This is a genomic window from Campylobacter sp. CFSAN093233 (assembly GCF_011068165.1).
GTDB classification, from domain to species: Bacteria; Campylobacterota; Campylobacteria; order Campylobacterales; family Campylobacteraceae; genus Campylobacter_D; species Campylobacter_D jejuni.
This window is the reverse complement of record NZ_JAAMWY010000006.1, coordinates 286,593-309,075: the sequence shown is the minus strand read 5'-3', so window position 1 is coordinate 309,075 and position 22,483 is coordinate 286,593. Positions and strand designations below refer to the sequence as shown.

18 protein-coding genes, 5 tRNA genes and 1 pseudogene are annotated in these 22,483 nt (G+C 32.6%); 22 read left to right on the top strand and 2 right to left on the bottom strand.

Going from position 1 to position 22,483, the window contains the following annotated elements; genetic code table 11:
• Positions 1-4 precede the first annotated feature (4 nt).
• Positions 5-1,192: an MFS transporter gene (locus FBF15_RS06095; protein ID WP_002859024.1), complete on the bottom strand. Its 1,188-nt coding sequence runs from the start codon at positions 1,190-1,192 to the stop codon at positions 5-7.
• Positions 1,193-1,266: 74 nt separating this feature from the next.
• On the opposite strand from FBF15_RS06095, the gene FBF15_RS06090 reads away from it, so the two are divergent.
• From FBF15_RS06090 to recG, 3 genes are read left to right on the top strand one after another with little or no spacing between them, the layout of a single operon-like run.
• On the top strand, positions 1,267-2,313 hold the full coding sequence (locus FBF15_RS06090; protein ID WP_165434603.1) for a dehypoxanthine futalosine cyclase: 1,047 nt from the start codon (positions 1,267-1,269) through the stop codon (positions 2,311-2,313).
• The gene (locus FBF15_RS06085; protein ID WP_165434602.1) at positions 2,313-3,533 is read left to right on the top strand and encodes a pitrilysin family protein; all 1,221 of its coding nucleotides are present in this window, start codon (positions 2,313-2,315) and stop codon (positions 3,531-3,533) included. Before FBF15_RS06090 ends, FBF15_RS06085 begins: the two co-directional genes overlap by 1 nt.
• On the top strand, positions 3,523-5,346 hold the full coding sequence (recG, locus tag FBF15_RS06080; RefSeq protein WP_002884840.1) for an ATP-dependent DNA helicase RecG: 1,824 nt from the start codon (positions 3,523-3,525) through the stop codon (positions 5,344-5,346). The genes FBF15_RS06085 and recG overlap by 11 nt, the downstream gene beginning before the upstream one ends.
• Positions 5,347-5,361: 15 nt before the next feature.
• On the opposite strand, the gene ctb is transcribed toward recG, so the two are convergent.
• Positions 5,362-5,745 (bottom strand): truncated hemoglobin Ctb, encoded by a 384-nt coding sequence (gene ctb / locus FBF15_RS06075; protein WP_002872879.1) that lies wholly within the window; start codon positions 5,743-5,745, stop codon positions 5,362-5,364.
• Positions 5,746-5,840: 95 nt separating this feature from the next.
• Between ctb and nssR the strand changes: the two genes are divergently transcribed.
• From nssR to rpoC, 19 genes and pseudogenes are all read left to right on the top strand, one after another.
• The gene (nssR, locus tag FBF15_RS06070) at positions 5,841-6,437 is read left to right on the top strand and encodes a nitrosative stress-sensitive transcriptional regulator NssR (protein WP_002859899.1); all 597 of its coding nucleotides are present in this window, start codon (positions 5,841-5,843) and stop codon (positions 6,435-6,437) included.
• A gap of 14 nt (positions 6,438-6,451) precedes the next feature.
• Positions 6,452-7,153: an amino acid ABC transporter permease gene (locus FBF15_RS06065; RefSeq protein WP_002859900.1), complete on the top strand. Its 702-nt coding sequence runs from the start codon at positions 6,452-6,454 to the stop codon at positions 7,151-7,153.
• Positions 7,146-7,802 (top strand): amino acid ABC transporter permease, encoded by a 657-nt coding sequence (locus FBF15_RS06060; RefSeq protein ID WP_165434601.1) that lies wholly within the window; start codon positions 7,146-7,148, stop codon positions 7,800-7,802. The genes FBF15_RS06065 and FBF15_RS06060 overlap by 8 nt, the downstream gene beginning before the upstream one ends.
• Before the next feature lies 1 nt (position 7,803).
• Positions 7,804-8,564: pseudogene (locus tag FBF15_RS06055) on the top strand (amino acid ABC transporter ATP-binding protein).
• Between the two features lie 92 nt (positions 8,565-8,656).
• Positions 8,657-8,732, top strand: a tRNA-Thr gene (locus FBF15_RS06050).
• A gap of 49 nt (positions 8,733-8,781) precedes the next feature.
• Positions 8,782-8,867 (top strand) — tRNA-Tyr (locus FBF15_RS06045).
• Positions 8,868-8,873: 6 nt separating this feature from the next.
• A tRNA-Gly gene (locus FBF15_RS06040) sits at positions 8,874-8,950 on the top strand.
• Between the two features lie 104 nt (positions 8,951-9,054).
• Positions 9,055-9,129 (top strand) — tRNA-Thr (locus tag FBF15_RS06035).
• Between the two features lie 68 nt (positions 9,130-9,197).
• A complete protein-coding gene (gene tuf, locus FBF15_RS06030) occupies positions 9,198-10,397 on the top strand; it encodes an elongation factor Tu (RefSeq protein WP_002855271.1) in 1,200 nt (399 codons plus the stop codon).
• A gap of 52 nt (positions 10,398-10,449) precedes the next feature.
• On the top strand, positions 10,450-10,608 hold the full coding sequence (gene rpmG, locus FBF15_RS06025) for a 50S ribosomal protein L33 (protein WP_002793551.1): 159 nt from the start codon (positions 10,450-10,452) through the stop codon (positions 10,606-10,608).
• Positions 10,609-10,620: 12 nt separating this feature from the next.
• A tRNA-Trp gene (locus tag FBF15_RS06020) sits at positions 10,621-10,696 on the top strand.
• 18 nt (positions 10,697-10,714) lie between these two features.
• Complete coding sequence (gene secE, locus FBF15_RS06015; protein WP_002869529.1) at positions 10,715-10,894, top strand: preprotein translocase subunit SecE; 180 nt, start codon at positions 10,715-10,717, stop codon at positions 10,892-10,894.
• 9 nt (positions 10,895-10,903) lie between these two features.
• Positions 10,904-11,437 (top strand): transcription termination/antitermination protein NusG, encoded by a 534-nt coding sequence (nusG, locus tag FBF15_RS06010; protein WP_002851098.1) that lies wholly within the window; start codon positions 10,904-10,906, stop codon positions 11,435-11,437.
• A 25-nt stretch (positions 11,438-11,462) separates the two neighbouring features.
• Positions 11,463-11,888: a 50S ribosomal protein L11 gene (gene rplK, locus FBF15_RS06005; protein WP_002779452.1), complete on the top strand. Its 426-nt coding sequence runs from the start codon at positions 11,463-11,465 to the stop codon at positions 11,886-11,888.
• A gap of 54 nt (positions 11,889-11,942) precedes the next feature.
• Positions 11,943-12,644, top strand: a complete 702-nt coding sequence (rplA, locus tag FBF15_RS06000; RefSeq protein WP_002854928.1) for a 50S ribosomal protein L1 — start codon at positions 11,943-11,945, stop codon at positions 12,642-12,644.
• Between the two features lie 151 nt (positions 12,645-12,795).
• A complete protein-coding gene (gene rplJ / locus FBF15_RS05995) occupies positions 12,796-13,275 on the top strand; it encodes a 50S ribosomal protein L10 (protein ID WP_002857585.1) in 480 nt (159 codons plus the stop codon).
• Positions 13,276-13,295: 20 nt separating this feature from the next.
• Positions 13,296-13,673, top strand: a complete 378-nt coding sequence (rplL, locus tag FBF15_RS05990; RefSeq protein ID WP_002859903.1) for a 50S ribosomal protein L7/L12 — start codon at positions 13,296-13,298, stop codon at positions 13,671-13,673.
• Between the two features lie 108 nt (positions 13,674-13,781).
• Positions 13,782-17,918, top strand: coding sequence for a DNA-directed RNA polymerase subunit beta (rpoB, locus tag FBF15_RS05985; RefSeq protein WP_079461906.1), 4,137 nt, complete (start codon positions 13,782-13,784; stop codon positions 17,916-17,918).
• Positions 17,911-22,464 carry a DNA-directed RNA polymerase subunit beta' gene (gene rpoC / locus FBF15_RS05980; RefSeq protein ID WP_002858508.1) on the top strand — a complete coding sequence of 1,518 codons (4,554 nt, stop codon included), beginning with the start codon at positions 17,911-17,913 and terminating at the stop codon, positions 22,462-22,464. Before rpoB ends, rpoC begins: the two co-directional genes overlap by 8 nt.
• Positions 22,465-22,483 lie beyond the last annotated feature (19 nt).

Genomic DNA, 22,483 nt, shown 5'->3' with positions numbered 1-22,483 from the left:
ATTTTCACAAATATTTTTTATAAAACCACTTCCAATAAAATGCCACAAAGATAAAAATCATACCCAATAAGCCTGTAATTAGTTCTAAACTCAAGCCTATTTCAAATAAAAAGCCCATAAGCATTGAAATAATAGCGCTAAAACTAAGATAAATCATATCTGTATAAGCGATCACTCTACCATGATATTCTTTGTCGGCATTTTTTTGTATCATAGTGTAGGTGTAAGCCCAAAGTGCTGAGGTAAAAAAACCTGCACCGATTAAACCTAAAAAAGAAATATAAAAATTAAATTGAGTTAAAGCCCAAAGTATAATACCCAAGCCTTGACCAAGATACATGTAAAATAAATTTTTATCATTAATAAATTTGCTTAAAACCATAGGTCCTATAGCTAAAGAACAAGCACGTACTGCATTTAAAAACCCTATTACTAAAGCAGCAGATAAAACTTCTTTATATTGATGTTGCGCTAAAAGCGTAACCAAGGTTTCATAAGCAGTTAAACCTATAAAAGCGTGAAGCAAGATAAGATGAAAAATTATCTTATTGTTTAAAACATAGAAAAATCCTTCTTTTATCATGGTAAAAAAGCGACTTTGTGTTTTGTGATGAAAATCAGGAATGCTTAATCTTACTAAAAAAGAAATGCCTATGAGTATAAGTATACAGTCAAATAGAAAAGCGGTTTTAACTCCTAGAAAATAAATAAAAATTCCCGCACTTGCCATACCTGCTGTATAAGAAATCGCCCAAATGACACTGTGCATTTCATTAGCGAGTTTAAGTTCTTGAGGAGTTAAAATTTTGGCCAATAAACTCATTTCAGCTTGAAAATAAATCGAAGCAACACAAAGTCTTATGAAAATTAAAATAAATAAAAGCCAAAGCATACTAAGACTTGTGACAAAAATAAGACAAAAAATAGAAATTAATTCTATGCTAATCATGCTGAGTAAAAGTTTTTTAGGTTTATTTTTCTCTACTATGACGCCATTAATAGGAGCAAGTAAAACTCCAGGTAAAAAAGCAAGCATAGCACTTGTAGCTGTTGCCCAAGTAGGAGCATTAAGCTCGACTAAAAGGGTAAAAACTCCCGTTTGAGAAAACCATGCTCCAAAATATACTATAAACTGAACCGAAGCCAATATTCTGATATTTTTATTATTTTTTAATAGTTCAATGTAATTCATAAGCGAAACTATAGCATAATTTATATTTTAAATGCTATAATTATTTTAATTATGTAAAAAAACAAGGAAAAATTTTGAAAAGACTGGATAAAAAAGAAGCTTTAGATTTATTACACCATGCAAGTTTAACTGAACTTGGAGAAATGGCTTATAAAAGAAAATTAGAACTTCATCCTGAAAAAATCACTACTTTTGTTGTAGATAGAAATATTAATTATACCAATGTTTGTTGTATTGATTGTTCTTTTTGTGCTTTTTATCGCCATCATAAAGAAGATGATGCTTATATTTTAAGCTTTGAGGAGATAGGCAAGAAGATAGAGGAGCTTGAAGCTATTGGGGGTACGCAAATTCTTTTTCAAGGCGGGGTGCACCCAAAGTTAAAAATAGAATGGTATGAAGAATTAGTTTCTTGGATAAAAGAACATTATCCAAATATCACTGTACATGGTTTTTCAGCGGTTGAGATCGCTTATATCGCAAAGGCATCTAAAATTTCAATTACTGAAGTACTTCAAAAACTACAAGCTAAAGGTTTATTTTCTATACCAGGAGCAGGTGCTGAGGTGCTAAGCGATAGGGTGCGTGATATTATCGCACCCAATAAATGTGATACAGCTACTTGGTTAGAAGTACATCGCCAAGCTCATAAAATCGGCATGAAAAGTACAGCTACTATGATGTTTGGAACGGTTGAAAATGATGAAGAAATCATCGATCATTTTGAGCATTTGAGAAAATTGCAAGATGAAACAGGGGGATTTAGAGCTTTTATTTTATGGAGCTTTCAAAGTGATAATACTGCTTTAATCCAAAAACATCCAGAGATTATGAAACAAAGTTCTAACAAGTATTTAAGACTTTTAGCTTTAGCAAGACTTTATTTAGATAATTTTAAAAATTTACAAAGTTCTTGGGTAACTCAAGGCTCGCTTATAGGTCAACTTGCTTTAAAATTTGGGGCCAATGATTTAGGCTCAACCATGATGGAAGAAAATGTAGTAAGTGCTGCAGGAGCAAGTTATAGAATGAATCAAGATGAGATGATAAGGCTGATTAGAAGTTTAGGCGAAAATCCAGCTAAACGCAATACCGCTTATGAAATTTTAGAAAGGTTTTAATGCAGTATTTAGACAGTAGGGGTGTTAAAATCCCTTTTATTTTTGAAAAAAATTCTGATTTTCCTATTGTTGTTTTAAAGCTTGTTTTTAGAAATTGCGCTAGAAGTTATGATGAAATAGCAGGCTTAGCTAAGATGTTTTCACGTATTTTAAATGAAGGTGTGGATGATAAATTTTTTAAAGATTTAGAATTTAGAGCGATAAATTTAGAGGCAAGTAGTGGTTTTGAAAGTTTGGAAATCAATCTTTCTTGTTTAAAAGAAAATTTTGATTTTGCTTTAAAGAGCTTGGAAAAATTGCTTTTAAAACCAAGAATAGAAGAAAAAATTTTGCAAAAATTAAAAATCAATGCCTTAGGTGAGCTCGCGAGTAAAAATAGTGATTTTGATTATTTAGCAAAAAATTTACTTAATGCTCAAATTTTTAAATGCAAAGAATTTCAAAGCTCAAACGATGGAGATGAAAAAAGTATAGAAATCTTATCTTTAAAAGATTTACAAAATTTTTATAAAAATTTTATCCATCTTAGCGATTTGGTTGTGATTTTAGGAGGAGATTTAGAAGAAAAACAAGCCAAGGAAGATCTTTTAAAACTATTATCAAAACTTCAAATAGGCAAAAAAAATACTCCAAAAAAATATGAATTAAGCAAAAACATTAAAGATGAAATTTTGATACGCCCAGAAAGCGAACAAGCTTATATGTATTTTGCTACACCTTTTTTTGCTGATTTTAAAGATAAGGATTTATATCTTGCAAAAATTGCTTTATTTGTTCTAGGGCAAGGAGGATTTGGTTCAAGGATTATGGAAGAAATTCGTGTTAAAAGAGGTCTTGCATACTCAGCTTATGCTATGCTTGATATGAATATGTCTTTTTCTAGAGTTTTTGGATATTTACAAACTAAAAATGAAAGCGCTAAAGAAGCTAAAAAAATCGTAAAAGAGCTTTTTGAAGATTTTATAAAAAATGGCATGACTCAAAATGAACTTGATCAAGCTAAAAATTTTCTCATAGGATCAACTCCTTTGCGTTATGAAAGCTTAAGCAAGCGTTTATCTATGTCTTTTAACGAATTTTATCAAGGTTTAAATTTGGGATATTATAAAGAAGAGTTAAAACTTATGGAAAAGGTTAAACTTGAAACCATAAATGCTTATATTAAAAAACATCAAGAGCTTTTAAATCTAAGTTTTGCAAGCATACAAAATGAAAATTAAAGAAAGTGATTTTGAATTTTTTAAAAAATTAAAAATTAAAAGTGCTATTGATTTAGCGCTTCTTTTACCTAAAAAAATTGAAAATTTAAATCCAAGTAAAAATCCTAAAGAAAATGAAATTTGCACCCAAAAAATCACTATAAAAAGCGTTAGTTCAAGAAAAAATCAACTTTTTGGTTTAGGTTTTTGTGAAGAATGGCAAGAAAATATTTCTTTTGTGTTTTTTCATCCTAGAGCTTGGCATTTTGGGATTTGTAAGGTAGGAAAAGGGCTTATTTTTAATGCTAAACTCTCGCGTTTTAATCACACTTGGCAATTTAACAATCCTAAAATTTTAACTTCTTTTGAGGGTTTTAGTCCAAAGTATCAAATTTTAGGTTTAAAAGATGCAAAAATTGCTGCTTTTATACATAAATATCTTAATTATGAAAATTTACAAGAAAGTGGCATAGGGGATAAATATATACATTTTCTTTTAAATTTGCATGCTTATGATGAAAAAAGTTTTTTTATGTTTGAAAATTTGCAAAATTTTAGCAAAGATTTAAAATATATAGAAATATATAATTTTTTAAAGCGTTTAAAAGCTAAAAAAACGCATTTTAAAGCTCATCAAATCAATGTTTTTAACATAGCCAATTGGCTTAAAGATTTGCCTTTTTCTCTTACTAAAGATCAGCTTAACGCCTTAAAAGATATAGAAAAAGATTTACACTCAAAAGAAGCCAAAAGGCGTGTGATTATGGGTGATGTAGGGTGTGGTAAAACCTTGGTTTTGCTTGGTGCGGCTTTGATGGTTTATCCTAAACAAGCTATTTTGATGGCACCTACTAGTATTTTAGCGCATCAGCTTTATGAAGAGGCTAAGAAATTTTTGCCTGATTTTATGAATATTTTGTTTATTAAAGGAGGTAAAAAAGAAAAAGATTTAGAACAAAATATTCAAAAAGCAAATCTTATTATAGGTACTCATGCTTTAATTCATTTAGAAAGCCATAATGCCGTACTTGTAATGATAGATGAACAACATCGTTTTGGCTCGGCTCAGCGTGAGAAAATTCATTCTTTAAGTAAACAAGAATTTGCCCCTCATTTTATACAGTTTTCGGCTACGCCTATTCCAAGAACTTTAAGCATGATACAATCTGAACTTTTAAATTTTAGTTTCATTAAACAAATGCCTTTTAAAAAAGATATCACAACTTATTGTATACAAAATGAAGGCTTTTCTAAGCTTAGCGAGAAGATCAAAGAAGAAATCGCTAAAAATCATCAAATTATCATTATTTATCCCTTAGTGAGTGCTAGTGATAATATTCCTTATCTTTCTTTAGAGCAGGCTAAAGAATATTGGCAGAGTCACTATGAAAAAGTTTTTGTAACTCATGGGAAAGATAAACAAAAAGATGAAATTTTAGAGCGTTTTAGAGATGAGGGAAATATTTTACTAAGCACTACAGTAGTGGAAGTGGGCATTTCTTTGCCAAGATTGAGTATGATAGTGATTGTAGGAGCGGAACGTTTAGGACTTGCTACCTTGCATCAACTTCGTGGTCGTGTAGGTCGTGTAGGGCTTAAAAGCACTTGTTATCTTTATACTAAACTTAAAGAAATTCCAAGTCGTTTAAAAGAATTTGCTAGCACTTTAGATGGGTTTAAAATAGCAGAGCTTGATCTTAAAAACCGTTTGAGTGGAGATTTGCTCGATGGTTTTATGCAACATGGAAATGAGTTTAAATTTTTTGATTTTTCTAAGGATGAGGAGATTTTAGAAAAGGTAAAAAAAGATTTGGCAAAAAAAATGCCAAATTAATGTCCACCATACTTATTAATGTCCACCATACTTATAAAGCATATTTTGAAAATGTGAAGCTATCATTTGTGCACGCTGTAAAATAACTGTTTTCATTTCTTCATTATAAACTATATTTAAACTTTCTTCAAAAAGTCCTAGCCAAACTTCAAAAAATTCTTGAGGAAAAGGAGGTAGATCTAGATGCTTTTTTAAGGGTTGCCCATTATAATCACCTTCGCCTAAAAGCATGCCTGTCCAAAAATTTCCTATTTTTGCTTTATGTTCTTTCCACTCTTCATCACTTGTTCCAATAGCATTGTTAAAAATAGGACCTAAATCCTTATCTTTTCTAACTTTTTCATAAAATATTTCCATGAGTTTTGCTATGCTTTCTTGATTAATTGTTTCAAATTTCATATAAGCCTTTCTTGAATGTTAATTTTATGGCGTTAATATAGCAAAAATAAGATAAATTAAATTTAACATAAGTTAAGAATGGAAAATATTATATAATGAAAGATTATTTAGAACTTTTATCTAGTGTAGGAAAATTAAAAAAATTTCAAAAAAATAGTATTTTATTTTATGAAGGCGAAGAGGCTAAAAAATTTTTTATTTTACTCAAGGGAAAAATACGCATTTATAAAAGTACATCAAGTGATAAAGAAATTACTTTGCATTATTTTAATCCTCCAAATTTTATAGCAGAAATGCCTGCTTTTAAAAAATTAAATTATCCTGCTAATGCCATCTTTGAAGAAGATGGAGAAATTTTGGAAATTGATTTTATTAATTTTCAAAATTTATGCAGTGAAAATAAAGAATTCAATTTTTTACTTATCAGCTCACTTTTTGATAAAATCAAAATTTTAGAAAAGAAATTATCTCAAAATGCATTAGATTTAAGAACGAGATTGTTAAAGTATCTTTTGGAAAATGAAAAAAAATTAGATACAATTTCGCAAAAACAAATCGCAATTGATTTAAATGTTAGAGCGCAATCTTTATCTCGAGTGTTAAAAGAGCTTAAAATTTCAGAACTTATTGATACAAAAAAAGGTAAAATTGAAATTTTAAATAAAGATATGATTATAAAAGAACTTTGGTAAAATTAAGGTAGAGAATGGATTTTGATTTTATATTAGCTCAAGCTCCCGCTTTTTTAACAGCTGCTTGGCTTACGATAAAACTAAGCTTTTTTGGAATTATTTTTTCTTTAATAATAGGCTTGTTTTGCATTTTAATGAGTTATTTTAAAATAAAAATTTTAGAAAATATTTGCAAGCTTTATATAGAGTTTTCAAGAAATACGCCTTTATTAATTCAACTTTTTTTCTTATATTATGCTTTGCCTAAATTTAATATACATTTAGAGCAAATTCCACCGCTCAATTTAATTTGTTTAAGCGTAGAAGAAACTTTAAGACCTTCTTTTGCTTGTGCTATAGTAGGACTTAGTTTTTTAGGGGGTTCTTATATGGCTGAGAGTTTAAGGGCGGGATTTGAAGCCATAAGAAAACAGCAGTTTGAAGCAGGACTTTCTTTGGGTTTTTCAAAATTTGGAAATTTGCGTTATGTGATTTTGCCGCAAGCTTTGGCTATTTCTATGCCAAGTATTAGTGCTAATATTATATTTTTAATCAAAGAAACTTCAGTTGTTAGCATTATTGCCTTGCCAGATTTGGTGAATTTAATGAAGAGTTTAAATTCCTTAACCTATAAGACAGATGAGCTATTGTTTTTGTTGTTTATGGGATATTTGTGCATTATTTTGCCTTTGTCTTTTATTTTGCTAAAGTTTGAAAAAAGGTTGCTTTATGCTTGAACTTTTAAATACCGATACGCTTTTAAGACTCTGGCAAGGGCTTTTTGTCACTCTTGAAATTTCATTTATCAGCACTATTATTACTTCGATAGGCGGGTTGTTTTTGGGAATTTTAATGAGTTTTAAAAATACCTATATCTATGCTTTTTGTCGTTTAGGTTTAGAATTTGTACGTGTTATGCCACTTTTAGTATGGTTTTTTGTGGTGTATTTTGGTTTTCCTAGATGGTTTGGGTGGGATTTGAGTTCTGTAAGTGTAGCTATTATTGTTTTTAGCATTTGGGGTTGTTTTGAGATGATGGATTTGGTGCGTGTTTCCTTACAGAGTATTCCAAAACATCAGTATGAAAGTGCATCATCTTTAGGTTTAAATACGGTGCAAAGTTTTGCTTATGTTATTATTCCACAAGCTATGCGTCGTTTAACTCCTATGAGCATGAATTTACTTACTCGCATGATCAAAAGTACAACCTTTGCTTATTTAATCGGCGCGGTAGAGCTTGTAAAAGTAGGGCAACAAATTATAGAATTTCATAATAGAAATGATTTTGCACCTTTTATTATTTATGGTTTGATTTTTTTTATCTTTTTTATACTTTGTTATCCTATCGCTTTATATTCAAGAAAATTAGAGAAAAAATGGAGCTAAAATGAGTATACTAAAAATAGAAAATTTACAAAAGTATTATGGTTCGCATCATGCTTTAAAAGATATTAATTTAGAAGTTAAGGATAAGGAAGTTGTGGTGATTTTGGGTCCTAGTGGGTGCGGAAAATCTACGCTTTTGCGTTGTATTAATGGGCTTGAAGAGATTGCAAGTGGTAATATTTATATTGACAATGAAAAAATAGATAAAGATTTCAAAGAATGGCCAAGAATGCGTCAAAAAGTTGGTATGGTTTTTCAATCTTATGAGCTTTTTGAGCATTTAAGTGTTGAAGAAAATATACTTTTAGGGCCTATGAAAGTGCAAAAAAGAAAGAAAGATGAGGTTTTACAAGAGGCTAAAATTTGGCTTGAAAAGGTGGGGCTTTTGCATAAAATTCATGCTTATCCAAGAGAACTTAGCGGAGGACAAAAACAAAGAATTGCTATAGTAAGAAGTTTATGCATGAATCCTGAGTTAATGCTTTTTGATGAGGTTACAGCAGCGCTGGATCCTGAGATTGTCAGAGAAGTTTTAGAAGTGATGTTAAATCTTGCAAAAGAGGGTATGACTATGCTTATTGTTACTCATGAAATGGGTTTTGCTAAAGCTGTAGCAGATAAAATTATTTTTATGGATGAAGGAAAAATCATCGAAGAAAATGATCCTAAAAGTTTTTTTAAAAATCCAAAAAGCGAAAGAGCAAAGAAATTTTTAAATTTATTTGATTATCACAAATAGATAAAAATAATATTGGTTTATGATAATAAAATTTACAAGACTAAAAATTTTATAGAAAAACTAAAAAAGTCTTGACAAAATTTTTTTTTTGAGTTATAATCTTACTTTTATTTTTGCTGGTTTAGCTCAGTTGGTAGAGCAGCTGCCTTGTAAGCAGCAGGTCGGGGGTTCAAGTCCCTTAACCAGCTCCATTTATTTTAGCAGTGTTTGACCAGAATATTGAAAAAGCAATATTTTTATGGTGAGTTACTCAAGTGGCCAACGAGGGCAGACTGTAAATCTGCTGGCTTTCGCCTTCCGTGGTTCGAATCCACGACTCACCACCATGCTTTGCGGGAGTAGCTCAGTTGGCTAGAGCATCAGCCTTCCAAGCTGAGGGTCGCGGGTTCGAGTCCCGTTTCCCGCTCCAATAATTTAAAAGAACTGGGAGCTGTATTTTAAAACCTTTAACTTACAGTATATATCCCATTTAAGAGTTTTTGTTGTCTGTTATTGTGTATAATTTTTCTGAGCGCTCGTATAGCTCAGAGGTAGAGCACTCCCTTGGTAAGGGAGAGGTCGCGGGTTCAATTCCCGCTATGAGCTCCATGAATTGAAAAAATTATATAGATATAAGACTTGCTTTGCTCAATTTATTTTTTATACGGAGGAAAAAAATGGCTAAAGAAAAATTTTCACGTAATAAGCCACACGTAAATATTGGTACTATTGGTCACGTTGACCATGGTAAAACTACTTTAACAGCTGCTATTTCTGCTGTTCTTTCTAGAAGAGGTTTGGCAGAGCTTAAAGATTATGATAATATCGATAATGCTCCAGAAGAAAAAGAGCGTGGTATTACTATTGCTACTTCTCATATTGAATATGAAACAGACAATCGTCACTATGCACACGTTGACTGCCCAGGTCACGCAGATTATGTTAAAAACATGATTACAGGTGCTGCACAAATGGATGGAGCGATCTTGGTTGTTTCTGCTGCAGATGGCCCTATGCCACAAACTAGAGAGCACATTCTTCTTTCTCGTCAAGTAGGTGTTCCATATATTGTTGTTTTTATGAATAAAGCAGATATGGTTGATGATGCTGAACTTCTAGAGTTAGTTGAAATGGAAATTAGAGAATTATTAAGCTCTTATGATTTCCCAGGCGATGATACACCTATTATTTCTGGTTCTGCTTTAAAAGCTCTTGAAGAAGCTAAAGCTGGACAAGATGGTGAATGGTCAGCAAAAATTATGGATCTTATGGCTGCAGTTGATAGCTATATTCCAACTCCAACTCGTGATACTGAAAAAGACTTCTTGATGCCAATTGAAGACGTTTTCTCAATTTCAGGTCGTGGTACTGTTGTTACAGGTAGAATTGAAAAAGGTGTTGTAAAAGTAGGTGATACTATCGAAATCGTTGGTATTAAAGATACTCAAACAACAACTGTAACAGGTGTTGAAATGTTCAGAAAAGAAATGGATCAAGGCGAAGCAGGAGATAACGTAGGTGTTCTTCTTCGTGGTACTAAAAAAGAAGAAGTTATCCGTGGTATGGTTCTTGCTAAACCAAAATCAATTACTCCACACACTGACTTCGAAGCTGAAGTTTATATCTTAAATAAAGATGAAGGTGGTAGACATACTCCATTCTTTAACAACTATAGACCGCAGTTTTATGTAAGAACAACTGATGTTACAGGTTCGATTAAATTAGCTGATGGTGTTGAAATGGTTATGCCAGGTGAAAATGTGAGAATTACTGTAAGCTTGATCGCTCCAGTAGCACTTGAAGAAGGAACTCGTTTTGCTATTCGTGAAGGTGGTAAAACTGTTGGTTCAGGTGTTGTTTCTAAAATTATTAAATAATTTAATAAAGCCAAGTTAAAAGCTTGGCTTTAATTTTTTAAGGAAAATTGAAATGAGAATTAAAGTTGGTTTAAAGTGTGAAGAATGTGGTGATATTAATTATAGCACCTATAAAAATAGTAAAAATACTACTGAAAAATTAGAATTAAAAAAATATTGCCCAAGATTAAAAAAACATACACTTCACAAAGAAGTTAAGCTAAAAAGTTAAGCTTGCGCCCTTAGGGCAATAGCTCCAACGGTAGAGCGCCGGATTCCAAATCCGATGGTTGGGGGTTCGAATCCCTCTTGCCCTGCCATAATTAAGGTTTAAATAAATGGAAAAATTAATAACTTATTTTAAATTATCAAAAGCCGAATTAAGGAAAGTAATTTTTCCTTTAAAAGAACAGGTAAGAAATGCCTATATTACAGTTTTTGTGGTTGTTGTGGTGATTTCTTTGTTTTTGGCGTTAGTGGATTGGCTTATGTCCTCTATTGTTTCTGCGATCGTATAAGGAGAGTAAATGAGTACTCATAAATGGTATGCAATTCAAACTTATGCTGGCAGTGAAATGGCAGTTAAAAGAGCCATTGAAAATTTAGTAAAAGATAACGGAATTGAAGAACAACTTAAAGAAATTGTTGTTCCAACTGAAGATGTTATTGAATTTAAGAATGGAAAGGAGAAGATTAGCGAAAGAAGTTTGTATTCAGGATACGTTTTTGCACTTCTTGATTTAAATACAGAGCTTTGGCATCGCATTCAATCTCTTCCAAAGGTTGGTCGTTTTATTGGAGAATCCAAAAAGCCAACCCCTTTAACAGAAAAAGATATTAATTTGATTTTGGAAAAAGTTCACAATCGTGCAGCGCCTAAACCAAAGATTTCTTTTGAAGAAGGGGAAAATGTGAGAATCACAGAAGGGCCATTTGCAAACTTTACTGCAATTGTAGAAGAGTATGATATGGTTCGTGGTTTATTAAAATTAAATGTTTCTATTTTTGGACGTTCAACTCCAGTGGAGATCTTATATTCTCAAGTTGAGAAAATAATTTAATTTATATCAAGTAAGGAGATTTGTTATGGCTAAAAAAGTCGTAGGCGAAATTAAATTGCAAATTGCTGCCACAAAAGCAAACCCATCACCACCTGTTGGTCCTGCTTTGGGTCAGCAAGGTGTTAATATTATGGAGTTTTGTAAGGCTTTTAATGAAAGAACAAAAGATATGGCAGGTTTTAATATCCCTGTTGTTATCACTGTTTATGCAGATAAAAGTTTTACTTTTATTACAAAACAACCGCCAGCTACGGATTTGATCAAAAAAGCAGCTGGAATTTCTAAAGGTACGGATAATCCACTTAAAAATAAGGTGGGTAAGTTAACTCGTGCTCAAGTTTTAGAAATAGTAGATAAGAAAATTGCAGATTTAAATACTAAAGATAGAGATCAAGCTGCTAAAATTATTGCAGGTTCAGCTCGTTCTATGGGTGTTGAAATCGTAGATTAATCCTTTCACCGCCAAGGTAAAAGGCGGTAGCACTTTAAAATGCGGAGAAAATAAATGGCTAAGATAGCAAAAAGATTAAAAGAATTATCACAAAAAATTGATTCAAATAAAGAGTATGCTTTAAGCGATGCAATTGATACAATAAAGACTTTAAAGTCTGCTAAATTTGATGAGACTGTAGAAATTGCTTTAAAACTTAATGTTGATCCAAGACATGCAGATCAAATGGTAAGAGGATCTGTTGTTTTACCTGCTGGAACGGGTAAAAAAGTTCGTGTTGCTGTAATTGCAAAAGACGCAAAAGCTGATGAAGCGAAAAATGCTGGTGCAGATATTGTGGGTAGCGATGATTTAGTAGAAGAAATTCAAAAAGGTAATATGAATTTTGATGTTTTGATTGCTACTCCAAATTTAATGGGACTTGTTGGTAAAGTTGGTAGAATTTTAGGGCCAAAAGGTTTAATGCCAAATCCTAAAACTGGAACAGTGACTATGGATGTTGCTCAAGCAGTTAATAATGCAAAAAGTGGTCAGGTAAATTTCCGTGTTGATAAGCAAGGAAATATCCATGCAGGTCTTGGTAAAGTAAGTTTTTCCAAAGAACAATTATGGGACAATGTTAGCACTTTTGTAAAGGCAATTAACAAACATAAACCTGCTGCAGCTAAAGGTAGATATATTAAAAATGCGGCTTTATCTTTGACAATGAGCCCTTCTGTAAAGCTTGAAACACAAGAATTGCTTGATATGAAATAAGAGTTGCTTTTTTGCAACTCTTTTGTTTTAAAATAAACATTTGAAAAAATTTTTGATTTTTTGAGATGTTTATTTTAGATTGAAGATAGTCGAGGCGTAAGCTTAATTGGATTTCCACTCTACTTGAAATCTCAATCGGAAAGGAGAAAATGTGACTAGAAGCGAAAAAGTTGAGATTATTGCTAAACTTGAAGAAGGTTTTAAAGCTAGTGAAGCTATTGTAGTTTGTAATTACAGAGGTCTTAGCACAAAAAAACTAGAAGAGCTTAGAAATAATGCAAGAGAAAACAATGTAAAAGTTCAAATTGTTAAAAATACTTTGGCTAACATTGCTCTTAATAATTCCGGTAAAACAGGTCTAGTTCTTAAAGATACAAATATTTATCTTTGGGGCGAAGATCAGCTAGGTGTTTCAAAAGTAGCTGCTAAATTTGAAGAAAATAACGATAAATTTGAAATCAAAACAGCTCATATTGAAGGCGAAGTTGCAGATGTTGCTAAGGTTAAAGCTCTTGCTAAAATGCCTTCACGCAATGAGTTGCTTGCTATGCTTTTGCAAGTTTGGAATGCGCCAATTACCAATTTCACAATAGGTTTAAATGCGCTTAAAAATAAAAAAGAATCTGAATAAATTAAATAAAAGGATAAAAAATGGCAATCTCTAAAGAAGATGTATTAGAATATATTTCAAATTTAAGTGTTCTTGAGTTATCAGAACTTGTAAAAGAGTTTGAAGAAAAATTTGGTGTGTCTGCTGCTCCTGTAATGATAGCTGGTGGTGCTGCAGCTGGTGGTGCTGCAGCTGCTGCTGAAGAAAAAACTGAATTTGATATCGTTTTAACTGATGGCGGTGCTAAAAAGATTGAAGTTATTAAAATCGTTCGTGCTCTTACAGGCCTTGGTCTTAAAGAAGCAAAAGATGCAGTTGAGCAAACTCCTTCAACTCTAAAAGAGGGTGTGGCTAAAGCTGAAGCTGAGGAAGCTAAAAAACAACTTGAAGAAGCTGGTGCTAAAGTAGAACTTAAGTAATTTTAAGCTTTAAAGTTAGAAGAAGATTTGCCAAGGCAAGTCTTCTTTTTTTATTTTTACCTAATTTTTAGGTCTTCTTTTTTAAATTTACAAAATTTACCATGAGGTATGTGCGATATGTTAGATAATAAATTAGGAAATCGTTTAAGAGTAGACTTCTCAAACATTTCAAAACAAATAGAAATCCCAAATCTTCTACAATTACAAAAAAAGAGTTTTGATTATTTTTTAAATCTTGATAATGGTGAAAGTGGTATAGAAAAAGTTTTTAAATCAATTTTTCCTATTCATGATCCGCAAAATAGATTGAGTCTTGAATATGTTAGTAGTGAAATAGGCAAGCCAAAATATACCATTCGCGAATGCATGGAAAGAGGTTTGACTTATTCTGTAAATTTAAAAATGAAAATCCGTCTTACTCTGCATGAAAAAGATGAAAAAACAGGGGAAAAAGTTGGCGTAAAAGATATTAAAGAACAAGAAATTTATATCCGCGAAATTCCTTTAATGACAGATCGTGTATCTTTTATCATTAATGGGGTTGAGAGGGTGGTTGTAAATCAATTACATAGAAGCCCTGGTGTTATTTTTAAAGAAGAAGAAAGTTCAACGGTTGCAAATAAGCTTGTTTATACAGCACAAATTATTCCTGATCGTGGTTCGTGGCTTTATTTTGAATACGATGCCAAAGATGTTTTGTATGTAAGAATCAATAAGCGTAGAAAAGTTCCTGTAACTATGCTTTTTAGAGCTTTAGGGTATAAAAAACAAGATATTATTAAGTTGTTTTATCCTATTCAGACTATACATGTGAAAAAAGATAAATTTTTAACAGAATTTAATCCAAATGATTTTATGGATAGAATAGAATATGATATTAAAGATGAAAAAGGAAAAATCGTTCATCAAGCTGGAAAAAGACTTACAAAGAAAAAAGCAGAACAGCTTATTAAAGACGGTTTAAAATGGATAGAATATCCTGTAGAAATTTTACTTAATCGTTATTTAGCAAATCCTATTATTGATAAAAAAAGTGGAGAGGTTTTATTTGATTCTTTAACTTTGTTAGATGAGAGTAAGCTTGCTAAGATTAAAGAGCAAAAAAGTTTTGATATAGCAAATGACTTGGCTAATGGCGTTGATGCAGCGATTATTAACTCCTTTGCTCAAGATGGAGAAACTCTAAAACTTCTTAAACAAAGTGAAAATATCGATGATGAAAATGATTTAGCTGCGATTAGAATTTACAAAGTTATGCGCCCAGGTGAACCTGTGGTAAAAGATGCAGCGAAGGCTTTTGTAAATGATTTATTCTTCAATTCTGAAAGATACGATCTTACTAAGGTAGGTCGTATGAAAATGAACCATAAGTTAGGTCTTGAAGTGCCTGAGTATGTTACTGTTTTGACTAATGAAGATATTATTAAAACTGCAAAATATTTAATTAAAGTAAAAAATGGTAAAGGACATATTGATGATAGAGATCATTTAGGAAATCGTCGTATACGTTCTATAGGTGAACTTTTAGCTAATGAACTTCATTTAGGTCTTGCAAAAATGCAAAAGGCGATCAGAGATAAATTTACTTCTTTAAATGCGGATCTTGATAAAGTAATGCCTTATGATTTAATCAATCCTAAAATGATTACTACAACTATCATTGAATTTTTTACAGGAGGTCAGCTTTCGCAATTTATGGATCAAACCAACCCTTTAAGCGAGGTTACTCATAAGCGTCGTTTGTCAGCGCTTGGTGAAGGTGGACTTGTAAAAGAAAGAGCAGGTTTTGAAGTGCGTGATGTTCACGCGACACATTATGGTAGAATTTGTCCAGTTGAAACACCTGAAGGTCAAAATATTGGTTTGATTAACACTCTTTCTACTTATGCAAAAGTAAATGAACTTGGCTTTGTTGAAGCGCCATATAGAAAAGTTGTAAATGGTAAAGTGACTAATGAAGTTGTTTATCTTACAGCGACACAAGAAGAAGGCTTGTTTATCGCACCAGCTTCAACTAAGGTTGATGCTAAAGGCAATATAGTAGAAGAATTTGTTGAGGCTAGGCAAGATGGTGAAACTATACTTGCAAGACGCGAAGAAGTGCAATTAATCGATCTTTGCTCAGGTATGGTTGTTGGAGTTGCAGCTTCTTTGATTCCGTTTTTAGAGCACGATGATGCAAACAGAGCGCTAATGGGTTCAAACATGCAACGTCAAGCTGTACCACTTCTTACTGCTTCAGCTCCGATAGTAGGAACAGGTATGGAACAAATTATTGCGCGTGATGCTTGGGAAGCTGTTAAAGCAAAGCGTGGCGGTGTGGTTGAGAAAGTGGATAATAAAAGCATTTTCATTTTAGGTGAAGATGATAAAGGTCCATTTATTGACCATTACACTATGGAGAAAAATTTAAGAACCAATCAAAATACAAATTATATTCAACACCCTATTGTTAAAAAAGGTGATATCGTAAAAGCAGGACAAATTATCGCAGATGGTCCTTCTATGGATCAAGGCGAACTTGCTATAGGTAAAAATGCTTTAATCGCTTTTATGCCTTGGAATGGTTATAACTATGAGGATGCTATAGTTGTAAGTGAGAGAATTATTCGTGAAGATACTTTTACAAGCGTGCACATTTATGAAAAAGAAATTGAAGCAAGAGAACTAAAAGACGGTATAGAAGAAATTACCAAAGATATTCCAAATGTAAAAGAAGAAGATGTTGCGCATCTTGATGAGAGCGGTATTGCAAAAATTGGTACCCATATTAAACCAGGTATGATTTTGGTGGGTAAGGTTTCTCCAAAAGGTGAGGTTAAACCAACTCCTGAAGAAAGACTTTTAAGAGCGATTTTTGGAGAAAAGGCAGGACATGTTGTGAATAAATCCCTTTATGCAACCGCTTCTTTAGAGGGTGTTGTTGTGGATGTTAAAATTTTCACTAAAAAAGGCTATGAAAAAGATGATCGCGCAATAAAATCTTATGATAAAGAAAAAATGGCTTTAGAAAAAGAGCATCATGATAGACTTTTGATGATGGATAGAGAAGAAATGCTTCGTGTTTGTGCTCTTCTTTCCAAAGCCCCTTTAAATAGCGATCAAAAAATTGGAGATAAAAATTATAAAAAAGGACAAACTGCAGATATTAGCGAACTTGAAAAAATCAATCGTTTTACTTTAACAACTTTGATTAAAGCTTATTCTAAAGAGATTCAAAAAGAATACGATGATTTAAAAAATCATTTCCAAAATGAGAAGAAAAAATTAAAAGCAGAACACGATGAAAAGCTTGAAATTTTAGAAAAAGATGATATTTTACCAAGTGGGGTAATTAAGCTTGTTAAAGTTTATATTGCTACAAAAAGAAAGCTTAAAGTCGGTGATAAAATGGCAGGACGTCATGGAAATAAAGGTATAGTTTCAACTATAGTTCCTGAAGTAGATATGCCTTATTTGCCAAATGGTAAGAGCGTGGATATTGCGCTTAATCCACTTGGCGTTCCAAGTCGTATGAATATAGGTCAAATTTTAGAAAGTCATTTAGGTTTAGTTGGACTTAGACTTGGGGATCAAATTCAAGAAATTTTTGATAGAAAGCAAAAAGATTTTCTTAAAGAATTAAGAGCGAAAATGCTTGAAATTTGTTCTATTCCAAGACTTGCAAACGAAAAAGAATTTATTAAAAGCTTAAGCGATGAAGAGCTTTTAAACTATGCTAGAGACTGGAGTAAAGGAGTTAAATTTTCTACTCCTGTTTTTGAAGGTGTAAATATAGAAGAATTTAGCAAGCTTTTTAAAATGGCTAAGATAGATATGGATGGCAAAACAGAACTTTACGATGGACGAACAGGGGAAAAAATTGCAGAGCGTGTTCATGTAGGATGTATGTATATGCTAAAACTCCATCACTTGGTTGATGAAAAAGTTCATGCAAGAAGTACAGGACCTTATAGCTTGGTTACCCAACAACCTGTGGGTGGTAAAGCACTCTTTGGGGGACAAAGATTTGGAGAAATGGAAGTTTGGGCACTTGAAGCTTATGGAGCGGCTCACACTTTAAGAGAAATGTTAACCATAAAATCAGATGATGTAGAAGGTAGATTTAGTGCTTATAAAGCATTGACAAAAGGTGAAAATGTTCCAGCAACAGGAATTCCTGAAACATTTTTTGTATTAACCAATGAGCTTAAATCTCTTGCTTTAGATGTTGAGATTTTTGATAAGGATGAAGATAATGAGTAAATTTAAAGTAATAGAAATTAAAGAAGATGCAAGACCTAGAGATTTTGAAGCATTTCAACTGAGACTTGCAAGTCCTGAAAAAATCAAATCATGGTCTTATGGAGAAGTAAAAAAACCAGAAACTATTAATTATAGAACCTTAAAGCCTGAAAGAGATGGGCTTTTTTGTGCAAAGATTTTTGGACCTATAAGAGATTATGAGTGTCTTTGCGGTAAATACAAAAAAATGCGTTTTAAAGGCGTTAAGTGTGAAAAATGTGGTGTTGAAGTAGCAAATTCAAAAGTGCGTCGTTCTAGAATGGGGCATATCGAGCTTGTAACTCCTGTGGCTCATATTTGGTATGTTAATTCTCTTCCAAGCCGTATAGGAACGCTTTTGGGTGTTAAGATGAAAGATCTTGAGCGCGTGCTTTATTATGAAGCTTATATTGTTGAAAACCCAGGTGATGCTTTCTATGATAATGAAAGTACTAAAAAAGTGGAATATTGCGATGTTTTGAACGAAGAGCAATATCAAAATTTAATGCAACGCTATGAAAATAGCGGCTTTAAAGCAAGAATGGGTGGAGAAGTTGTTCGTGATTTACTTGCAAATTTAGATCTTGTAGCGCTTTTAAATCAACTTAAAGAAGAAATGGGGGCTACAAATTCAGAGGCTAAGAAAAAAACTATCATTAAACGCTTAAAAGTTGTAGAAAATTTCTTAAATTCAAATTTAAACGCCAATACCGATAGCGACGAAGCTGTACCAAATCGTCCTGAATGGATGATGATTACAAATCTTCCAGTTTTACCGCCAGATTTGCGTCCTTTAGTGGCTTTAGATGGTGGGAAATTTGCAGTTTCTGATGTGAATGACTTATATCGTCGTGTTATCAATAGAAATACACGTCTTAAAAAACTTATGGAACTTGATGCACCTGAAATCATTATCAGAAATGAAAAAAGAATGCTTCAAGAGGCTGTTGATGCGCTTTTTGACAACGGTCGTCGTGCTAATGCTGTAAAAGGAGCAAATAAACGCCCATTGAAATCTTTAAGTGAAATCATCAAAGGGAAACAAGGACGTTTTAGACAAAATCTACTAGGTAAAAGGGTGGATTTCTCAGGTCGTAGCGTTATTGTTGTAGGTCCAAAACTTAGAATGGATCAATGCGGTTTACCTAAAAAAATGGCTTTAGAGCTTTTTAAGCCACATCTTTTAGCTAAGCTTGAAGAAAAAGGTTATGCAACCACAGTAAAACAAGCTAAAAAAATGATAGAAAATAAAACCAATGAAGTTTGGGAATGTTTAGAAGAGGTAGTAAAGGGACATCCTGTTATGCTAAACCGTGCACCTACTTTGCATAAGCTTTCTATCCAAGCTTTTCATCCTGTTTTAGTGGAAGGTAAGGCTATACAACTTCATCCTTTGGTTTGTGCAGCATTTAACGCAGACTTTGATGGGGATCAAATGGCAGTGCATGTACCGCTTTCTCAAGAGGCTATTGCAGAATGTAAAGTGCTTATGCTTTCATCAATGAATATTCTTTTACCAGCAAGCGGTAAGTCTGTAACCGTTCCATCGCAAGATATGGTTTTAGGAATTTATTATCTTTCGTTGGAAAAAGCAGGTGCTAAAGGTTCGCATAAAATTTGTACAGGCATTGATGAAGTGATGATGGCACTTGAAAGCAAGTGTTTGGATATTCATGCGAGCATACAAACTATGGTAGATGGTAGAAAGATTACCACTACAGCAGGAAGATTGATTGTTAAATCCATCTTGCCTGATTTTGTGCCTGAAAATAGTTGGAATAAAGTCTTAAAGAAAAAAGACATTGCTGCGCTTGTGGATTATGTTTATAAACAAGGTGGTTTAGAGATTACAGCAAGTTTCTTGGATAGACTTAAAAATTTAGGTTTTGAATATGCAACTAAAGCAGGTATTTCAATTTCGATTGCAGATATTATTGTTCCTAATGATAAACAAAAAGCTATCGATGAAGCAAAAAAACAAGTAAGAGAAATTCAAAATTCTTATAATCTCGGTTTGATTACTTCAGGGGAAAGATACAATAAAATCATTGATATTTGGAAAAGTACAAACAATGTTCTTTCAAAAGAAATGATGAAGCTTGTAGAAAAAGATAAAGAAGGTTTTAACTCTATTTATATGATGGCAGATTCTGGTGCTAGGGGTAGTGCAGCTCAAATTTCTCAGCTTGCTGCGATGAGAGGACTTATGACCAAACCTGATGGTTCTATTATCGAAACGCCTATTATTTCAAATTTCCGTGAAGGGCTAAATGTTCTTGAATACTTTATTTCAACTCACGGTGCTAGAAAAGGTCTTGCAGATACCGCTCTTAAAACAGCAAATGCGGGTTATTTGACAAGAAAACTCATCGATGTTGCACAAAATGTAAAAATTACCATTGAAGATTGTGGAACACATGAGGGTGTTGAAATCAATGAAATTACCGCAGATAGTTCTATTATAGAAACTTTAGAAGAAAGAATTTTAGGCAGGGTTTTAGCTGAGGATGTGATTGATCCTATTACAAATTCTGTGCTTTTTGCAGAAGGTACTTTAATGGATGAGGAAAAAGCAAAAATTCTTGGCGAAAGCGGTATAAAAAGTGTCAATATCCGCACTCCTATTACCTGCAAAGCTAAAAAAGGAATTTGTGCAAAATGTTATGGTATCAATCTTGGTGAAGGTAAATTAGTAAAACCAGGCGAAGCAGTGGGAATTATTTCCGCTCAATCTATCGGTGAACCAGGAACGCAGCTAACTCTAAGAACTTTCCATAGCGGGGGAACTGCAAGTACGGATTTACAAGATAGACAAGTAAGCGCACAAAAAGAAGGTTTTATAAGATTTTATAATCTTAAAACTTATAAAAACAAAGAAGGTAAAAATATCGTAGCAAATCGTAGAAATGCGGCGGTTTTACTTGTGGAGCCAAAAATCAAAACTCCATTTAAAGGTGTGATTAATATAGAAAATATTCATGAAGATGTGATTGTTTCTATTAAAGATAAAAAACAAGAAGTAAAATACATATTAAGAAAATACGATCTTGCTAAACCAAATGAATTAGCAGGTGTAAGTGGCAGTATAGATGGAAAACTTTATTTGCCATATCAAAGCGGCATGCAAGTAGAAGAAAATGAAAGTATCGTAGAAGTGATTAAAGAGGGTTGGAATGTACCAAATCGTATTCCTTTTGCGAGTGAAATTTTAGTAGAAGATGGCGAGCCTGTAGTTCAAAATATCAAAGCAGGCGAAAAAGGAACACTCAAATTTTACATCCTTAAAGGCGATGGTTTAGATAGAGTAAAAAATGTTAAAAAAGGTGATATTGTTAAAGAAAAAGGATTCTTTGTAGTGATTGCTGATGAAAATGATAGAGAAGCAAAAAGACACTATATCCCAAGAGAATCTAAGATAGAATTTAACGATAGTGAAAAAATCGATGACGCAAATACTATCATTGCAAGTGCTCCTAAAAAAGAAAGAAAAGTGATTGCAGAATGGGATGCTTATAATAATACTATCATTGCAGAAATTGATGGTGTTGTAAGCTTTGAGGATATTGAAGCAGGTTATAGTGCTGATGAGCAAATTGATGAAGCTACAGGTAAGCGTTCTTTAGTAATTAATGAGTATTTACCTAGCGGAGTTAGACCAACTTTGGTAATTGCAGGAAAAGGTGATAAAGCTGTGCGTTATCACCTTGAACCAAAAACCGTTATTTTTGTTCATGATGGCGATAAAATTGCTCAAGCAGATATTTTAGCAAAAACTCCAAAAGCAGCAGCTAAATCAAAGGATATTACAGGAGGTCTTCCAAGAGTTTCTGAACTTTTTGAAGCAAGAAAACCAAAAAATGCGGCTGTGATTGCAGAAATTGATGGTGTTGTTCGTTTTGATAAGCCTTTGCGTTCTAAAGAAAGAATTATTATCCAAGCAGAAGATGGAACAAGTGCTGAGTATTTAATCGACAAATCAAAACATATTCAAGTAAGAGATGGAGAGTTTATTCATGCAGGTGAAAAACTTACAGATGGAGTTGTTTCGAGTCATGATGTGCTTAAAATTTTAGGTGAAAAAGCCTTGCATTATTATTTGATTTCTGAAATTCAGCAAGTTTATCGCGGACAAGGTGTTGTGATTTCTGATAAACATATAGAAGTTATCGTTTCTCAAATGCTAAGACAAGTAAAAGTTGTAGATAGTGGACATACGAAATTTATTGAAGGTGATTTGGTTTCAAGACGTAAATTCCGTGAAGAAAATGAAAGAATCATTAGAATGGGTGGAGAACCAGCTATTGCCGAGCCTGTGCTTTTAGGTGTAACAAGAGCAGCGATTGGAAGTGATAGTGTGATTTCTGCGGCTTCATTCCAAGAAACCACCAAAGTTTTAACTGAAGCAAGTATAGCAGGTAAATTTGACTACTTAGAAGATTTAAAAGAAAATGTTATTCTAGGTAGAATGATTCCTGTTGGAACAGGGCTTTATGGCGAACAAAATTTAAAACTTAAAGAACAAGAATAAAACTCTATTTTATAGCCCT

Excerpts from the sequence above, each read along its gene's own strand:
- rplK (WP_002779452.1), top strand. The coding sequence starts at position 11,463 with ATGGCTAAAAAAGTCGTAGGCGAAATTAAATTGCAAATTGCTGCCACA.
- secE (WP_002869529.1), top strand. The coding sequence starts at position 10,715 with ATGGAAAAATTAATAACTTATTTTAAATTATCAAAAGCCGAATTAAGG.
- tuf (WP_002855271.1), top strand. The coding sequence starts at position 9,198 with ATGGCTAAAGAAAAATTTTCACGTAATAAGCCACACGTAAATATTGGT.
- nssR (WP_002859899.1), top strand. The coding sequence starts at position 5,841 with ATGAAAGATTATTTAGAACTTTTATCTAGTGTAGGAAAATTAAAAAAA.
- rpoC (WP_002858508.1), top strand. The coding sequence starts at position 17,911 with ATGAGTAAATTTAAAGTAATAGAAATTAAAGAAGATGCAAGACCTAGA.
- rpmG (WP_002793551.1), top strand. The coding sequence starts at position 10,450 with ATGAGAATTAAAGTTGGTTTAAAGTGTGAAGAATGTGGTGATATTAAT.
- FBF15_RS06095 (WP_002859024.1), bottom strand. The coding sequence starts at position 1,192 with ATGAATTACATTGAACTATTAAAAAATAATAAAAATATCAGAATATTG.
- FBF15_RS06060 (WP_165434601.1), top strand. The coding sequence starts at position 7,146 with ATGCTTGAACTTTTAAATACCGATACGCTTTTAAGACTCTGGCAAGGG.
- nusG (WP_002851098.1), top strand. The coding sequence starts at position 10,904 with ATGAGTACTCATAAATGGTATGCAATTCAAACTTATGCTGGCAGTGAA.
- ctb (WP_002872879.1), bottom strand. The coding sequence starts at position 5,745 with ATGAAATTTGAAACAATTAATCAAGAAAGCATAGCAAAACTCATGGAA.
- FBF15_RS06065 (WP_002859900.1), top strand. The coding sequence starts at position 6,452 with ATGGATTTTGATTTTATATTAGCTCAAGCTCCCGCTTTTTTAACAGCT.
- recG (WP_002884840.1), top strand. The coding sequence starts at position 3,523 with ATGAAAATTAAAGAAAGTGATTTTGAATTTTTTAAAAAATTAAAAATT.
- rplA (WP_002854928.1), top strand. The coding sequence starts at position 11,943 with ATGGCTAAGATAGCAAAAAGATTAAAAGAATTATCACAAAAAATTGAT.
- rpoB (WP_079461906.1), top strand. The coding sequence starts at position 13,782 with ATGTGCGATATGTTAGATAATAAATTAGGAAATCGTTTAAGAGTAGAC.
- FBF15_RS06085 (WP_165434602.1), top strand. The coding sequence starts at position 2,313 with ATGCAGTATTTAGACAGTAGGGGTGTTAAAATCCCTTTTATTTTTGAA.
- rplL (WP_002859903.1), top strand. The coding sequence starts at position 13,296 with ATGGCAATCTCTAAAGAAGATGTATTAGAATATATTTCAAATTTAAGT.